The organism is Microcoleus sp. (assembly GCF_049646505.1).
Taxonomy (GTDB): domain Bacteria; phylum Cyanobacteriota; class Cyanobacteriia; order Cyanobacteriales; family Microcoleaceae; genus Microcoleus.
This window is the reverse complement of the sequence record NZ_JBARVX010000565.1, coordinates 1-6,279: the sequence shown is the minus strand read 5'-3', so window position 1 is coordinate 6,279 and position 6,279 is coordinate 1. Positions and strand designations below refer to the sequence as shown.

Annotated in this window: 3 protein-coding genes; 2 read left to right on the top strand and 1 reads right to left on the bottom strand. The window is 44.0% G+C overall.

Annotated elements, in window-relative coordinates; genetic code table 11:
* Positions 1 to 185: 185 nt before the first annotated feature.
* Positions 186 to 542: a hypothetical protein gene (locus WBA89_RS26575; RefSeq protein WP_190740317.1), complete on the bottom strand. Its 357-nt coding sequence runs from the start codon at positions 540 to 542 to the stop codon at positions 186 to 188.
* An 802-nt stretch (positions 543 to 1,344) separates the two neighbouring features.
* Here WBA89_RS26575 and WBA89_RS26570 point away from each other — a divergent pair.
* Positions 1,345 to 5,781: a beta-propeller domain-containing protein gene (locus WBA89_RS26570; protein ID WP_424410654.1), complete on the top strand. Its 4,437-nt coding sequence runs from the start codon at positions 1,345 to 1,347 to the stop codon at positions 5,779 to 5,781.
* A 185-nt stretch (positions 5,782 to 5,966) separates the two neighbouring features.
* A complete protein-coding gene (locus WBA89_RS26565; RefSeq protein WP_194063356.1) occupies positions 5,967 to 6,206 on the top strand; it encodes a hypothetical protein in 240 nt (79 codons plus the stop codon).
* Positions 6,207 to 6,279 lie beyond the last annotated feature (73 nt).

Genomic DNA, 6,279 nt, shown 5'->3' with positions numbered 1-6,279 from the left:
ATTCTTGTCCCCCCCCGCGAGCTCGGGGGGGCTAGGGGGGGTCGGAGACTATCGCATGATGTTAGAGAAATGGTATTAGAAACCAGGTTTGCATAAATCAATTCCGGCGGTTAAAAACCGCGTCTTGTCAAACAAAGTCCGCCTGCGCGGACTGGGAGCAAGACCGCATGGGCGGTCTTTTGTTTTTATGCTTCTAAAATTTGGCGAATCCGGCGCTCCAAACGTTCGAGGTCTAGTCCGCCTTCATCGCGGCTGATGCGGCGCACGGTGACGTTAACGTTGCTCAAATCTGCCAGCAAATCTTGGAGGATTTCTTGTTGTTGGCGAGCTTGGGTAATTTCGCGCGGTTCCTGCACCAAATCGCGGACGATCGTATCTTCTGCTCGCGAAGCAACGATCGGGTCAGCTTCGCCGTCTACGTGCACGAAAGTCCGCCGACCGGGCCCCCGTTCTTCTTCGATTGGTATTACTGCCGTTACGCGATCGGAGCGTACATATTTGCCAAATCCTAGGTGGACTAGCACTGATGATTGTATTTTCATAGATAGCAATATCTATTTATTAGTTATTTATATTTTAACTTTTTAAACTATGATTTGACAACTAAATTAGAGAGAATTTTACTACAATATTATCGGTTTTTTGTCCAATTTAAAGTTGTCATATTTTAGTAAAAATGTTAATATTTTTTATGATATAGCAATCCTAAATCATTTGTGAATTTCTTACTCCCTCCCCTTGCTAAGGGGAGGGTTGGGGTGGGGTAAAAAATTTACGACTCCTGCAAGGATTGCTATAGTTCCGCAGTCCGAGATTTGGCATATTCCGACAGTCCGGCAGGGGTTGAAACCCCCGCCTCATAGCGAAAGTCATCGCTATGAGGACTGAAAAATTTATTGATAATGCTTGAATTAGTAAATTGACTTTTATTAAGGAATGTTATTTAATCAATTTCGGTTGGATCGGAATGATTTAACCGCAGAGAACGCAGAGAACACAGAGAAAGAGAGGAGAGAGATGAATAATTCTGATGTTAACGAATTTGATATTGTTCAATATCTGGGTTTAATCAAATTACTAAATGACATACGGTTCCATAGTCCTCTTTAGAGGACTTTCGCTATGAGACAGGGGTTGAAACCCCTGTCGGATTATCGGAATATGCCAAATCTCGGACTGTCGGACTGTCGGAATATGCCAAATCTCGGACTGTCGGTGCGCGACAGTTGGCTGATGCGTTAACATAGAATTAGAGCAGTTTGCGACCCGCAACACCTTTCAGGGATACAGCCTACCAATTTTGAGATTCGAGTATCACTCCCACGGACAAACAGGAAAGCCTCAATGATCCCAATTAGTCTCGACTTAGTTATCAGCCTCGTGACAGCCATTCCCTTCGGCACCGTCAAAGACAAGCTTCAACGCAACGAAGCTGTCATCAAATTATTAAAAAAATTCAACCTCGACCCCGATGCGCCGCCAGCCGATTTCGCGGGAGTTTATGTTTATACTTTAGTAGAATACGGCGCAGGCAAACCCAAGCAGATTTTAGAACTGTTTCGCCAAAAAGAAATTGAATCAGCATTTCGCAAAGCCTTCGAGTCCGATAGCCCAGCCATTTTAATTCAAGCAGGCGAATATTATCTGAACGAGTCTGCTTTGGGCAAGGAAATTCGCGATTTAGGCATTGATCCCAGACGGGAATTTATGGCATTTGCCGCCGTGTTTATGGAAGTAGCAAAGCGGACGCGGACGCTGGGAGATGTGATGGTGGGAAATTCGCTCGCCTCTTTGCAAAAACGCCTATGTATGGTAATGGATCGCATCGAACGCCTTCCCACGCTGGAAGGAATTCGCACCGAATTTGCGCGGTTGGAATCTCAAGATTATCCCGCACTTCCCGCAGCCGAATCCAACAATATTCAAAAGTCTCAAGCTTTTATTTTATCGCAACAAGTTCGAGGTTGGTTTGAGACATTAAGTTATCGGTTTGAGAAATATGAAATTTGGGAAGATAACTATTTTGAATGGATTATCAATGTTCCCGTCAGACGCAATCGGTACGATCGCATTTTAGTGCGCGGAATTGCCGGAGAAGCCGGACTCAAGGACATTTCTGCCTTGCGCGAGTCGGTGGAAAAACAGCGCACCGATGAAGGATGGTTAGTCACCGCCCGCCGCATCAGTCGCGCCGCGCGGGATGAAGTAGAGAAACCAGAAAATCATAATTTAGCTTGCTATACTTTTGATGAATTACTCGACCAAGATGCCGATTTTACCGCTTATCTGGATTGGCTAGAAACTGAAATTACCAGCCGGAAAATTAATACAAAATACGTGCCACTAGCTTGTACAAAAGAAGAAATTGATCCCGATACTCACCGCAAAATAGGAGTGAGTCATTATGGCGAGGGAGATGGCTGGATTGAAGGTTATATTGACCTGTGGTTGGATGACCCCGTAAAAGAACATATTTCAGTTTTAGGAGAATTTGGGACGGGGAAAACTTGGTTTGTGATGCACTATGCTTGGATGGCGCTGCAACGCTACCGAGATGCTCAAAAACGCGGTTTGGAACGTCCGCGTTTGCCGTTAGTAATTCCGCTGCGAGATTACGCGAAAGCCGTTAGTGTGGAGTCGCTATTTTCCGAGTTTTTCTTTCGGAAACACGAGATACCTTTGGCGGGTTATTCGGCCTTTGAACAACTAAATCGGATGGGTAAGTTTCTGTTGATTTTCGATGGTTTTGATGAAATGGCCGCTAAGTGCGATCGGCAAGAAACCATCAACAACTTCTGGGAACTAGCAAAAACGGTCGTTCCCGGCGCAAAAGTCATCCTCACTTGCCGTACCGAACACTTTCCTGAAGGCAAGGAAGGACGGGCATTGTTCAATGCAGAACTGCAAGCGTCAACAACCATTTTGACAGGTGAAATTCCCCAATTTGAAGTATTAGAATTAGAGAAGTTTAACGACGAGCAAATTGGGCAAGCGCTGTCATTTCAAACAGAAGCCGCTACTGTCGAAAAAGTGATGGGAAACCCCCAGTTATTGGATTTAGCGCGCCGTCCAGTGATGACCGAGTTAATTTTGGAAGCATTGCCGGATATTGAAGCTGGAAAACCAGTGGATATGTCGCGAATCTATCTGTATGCGGTGCGGCGGAAGATAGAGAGAGATATCAAAGCAGAACGGACTTTTACTTCCTTAGCAGATAAGCTTTACTTTTTGTGCGAATTGTCTTGGGAAATGCTGTCTACCGACCAAATGAGCCTGAATTATCGCGGTTTTCCCGATCGCATCCGAGGCCTGTTCGGTTCTGTCGTCCAAGAGGAAAAAGACTTAGACCACTGGCATTATGACATGATGGGTCAAACGATGCTGATCCGCAATGCAGATGGCGATTATACTCCGGCCCACCGTTCGTTGTTGGAGTTTTTTGTCGCTTATAAATTTGCAGCGGAATTGGGAGTTTTGGTGGCAGATTTTACCGAATTAGTTGCGCCTGAACAGTCTTGTGTAAACCCGAATACTGAGGCTCAATTATACACTTGGTCTAATTATTGTCAGCTTCAGGCGCAGAAGAGAAATAACAACGAACTTATCGCCTCTTTGCAGGGATTTGTTGCTGAAGATTTAGGACAACTCCGTAATAGTTTCGGACACGCGCCGCTGACAAAAGCAGTGATGGATTTGTTGTTACCAATGTTGGATGTTATTTCCCCCCCCTTGTTAAGGGGGGTCGGGGGGGATCCTGACGATGCCAATCACGAGAGATCCCCCGAATTCCTATTAGAGAGAGAGGATAGTGACGATGTTAGCCAGGAGAGATCCCCCCAACCCCCCTTAAGAAGGGGGGCTTTAGAGAAGTCGCCCCTTCTAGAAATTCTGGAAGCAACGCGAGGCAAAAGTGAAAATGAGGTAAGTTATGTGGGAGGGAATGCGGCGACGCTGTTGGTGAAAATCGATCGCACTGCGTTAGAAGCAAAAGACCTTTCTCGTGCAGTTATTTTAGGTGCTGATTTTACAAATGCGACGCTGCGCCACGTCAATTTTGCTGAAGCGAATTTAGCTAATTCCGTTTTTGCTAAATCCTTTGGTGCAGTTTTTGCAGTGGCATTTAGTCGAGATGGCAAACTGTTTGCTACGGGTGATTCTGGTTGCGCCATCGGATTGTGGCAAGTTTCAGACTGTCAACAAATTGTATTTTGTAAAGGGCATACTGACTGGATCAGGTCTTTAACCTTCAGTCCAGATGGTACAACTTTAGCCAGTGCTAGTTTTGACAAAACAGTGAAATTATGGGATATCCGTACTGGAGAATGTCTAAAAACATTGCAGGGACACGGCAGAGTAAATTCTGTGTCAATCAGCCCTGATGGTAAAACCTTAGCCAGTGGTAGTCATGACAAAACTGTGACGCTATGGGATATCCATACTGGAGAATGCTTAAAAACCTTCCAAGGACATACTGACACGGTACGATCGGTAGAAATAAGCTCTGATGGTAGAATCGTTGCTAGCGGTAGTAGTGACAAAACTATCAAACTATGGGATATCCGTAGTGGAGAATGTTTGAAAACTTTACGCGGACATACAAATAAAGTTCTATCGGTAGCAATTAGTCCTGATAATATAACCTTAGTCAGTGGCAGCAGCGACCAAACTATCAGACTATGGGATATCCGTAGTGGAGAATGTTTAAAAACTTTACGCGGACATACTAATAGAATACGGTCAGTAGCTATTAGTTCTAATTGTGTCATCCTAGCTAGTGTTGGTTATGACCAGCAAGTGAAGCTATGGGATATTAAGACTGGTGAATGTTTGAAAACTTTACAAGAACATACTGATTGGCTAAGATCGGTGGCAATTAGTCCCGATGGTGCAACTTTGCTCAGTGGCAGTGATGACCAAACAGTAAAATTATGGGATATCCGCACCGGAGAATGCCTGAAAACCTTGCGTGGTTATATCAACTCTATACGGTCAGTAACGATCAGTCCCGATCGTACAGCGATAGTTAGCGGTAATGAAGACCAAACAGTGAAGCTATGGGATATCCACACCGGAAAATGCCTGAAAACTTTTGGCGAACACACCAGTAGAATAAACGCAGTAGCAATAAGTCCTGACAGTACCACCTTAGCGAGTGGTAGCTACGATCGCACAATTAAAATATGGAATATTGCTACAATAAAGTGTCTAAAAACTTTGATTGGACATACTGGCTGTGTAAATTCAGTAACCTTCAATCGCGATGGTACAACCTTAATTAGTGCTAGCGCCGATGCAACTATTAAGTTATGGAATATTCGCACCGGAGAGTGCCTGAAAACCTTGAAAGGACATACCGACTGGTTGTGGTCAGTGGCAATTAGTCCTGACGATACAACTTTAGCCAGTGGTGGTAGCGACCAAACTGTGAAGTTATGGAATATCCACACTGGAGAATGTCTCAAAACATTACAAGGGCATACCAATACAGTAAATTCAGTTGCTTTGAGTCCTGATGGTACTACCTTAATCAGCGGTAGTAGCGATCGAACAATAAAGTTATGGGATATTCACACTGGAGAATGCTTCAAAACTTTTCATAATCATACCAGTTCCGTATGGTCAGTAGCTTTTACTTTGAATAATAAAACTATAATCAGTAGCAGCGAAACAGTAAAAATCTGGGATATCTCTACAGGAGAATGCTTGAGAACTTTGCAGGGACATACCAATGGAATCAGGTCATTAGCAATTAGTTCAGACGACAAACAAAATTCTAGTTAGTGGAAGTTTCGATGAGACTCTTAAAATTTGGGATTTTAATACAGGTGAATGTCTAAAAACACTCAGAAGTGAAAGACCTTATGAGGGGATGAATATCGCGGGTGTTAAAGGTTTAACGGAAGTTGAAAAATGCACGCTCAAAGCTTTAGGGGCTGTTGAAAATTAATTGTAGCCAAGGAGGAATTATGCAGTCAGCAATACGGATTACAACCAAAGTTCTTGCAGGAAATAAACTTGAAATTCAAGTGCCACCTGGATCTGTGGGCGAAGAGGTTGAAGTTTTTGTGATTATACCAGAAAAGCCTCAAGGGGGGCGGCGTAAAGTGTTGGAATTGCTGACAGAAATCCGCAGCCGTCATGTTTCCAGAACTGTTGAAGAAATCGATCGGGAACTTCTTGAAGAAAGAAACTCATGGGACAACTAAATCTACCATCCTCGGCTACAATTTACTTGGATACACAAGTCATTATTTACACCGTTGAAGCTAACCCGAATTA

Coding starts and splice junctions, on each gene's coding strand:
- WBA89_RS26575 (WP_190740317.1), bottom strand. CDS start 542: ATGAAAATACAATCATCAGTGCTAGTCCACCTAGGATTTGGCAAATAT.
- WBA89_RS26570 (WP_424410654.1), top strand. CDS start 1,345: ATGATCCCAATTAGTCTCGACTTAGTTATCAGCCTCGTGACAGCCATT.
- WBA89_RS26565 (WP_194063356.1), top strand. CDS start 5,967: ATGCAGTCAGCAATACGGATTACAACCAAAGTTCTTGCAGGAAATAAA.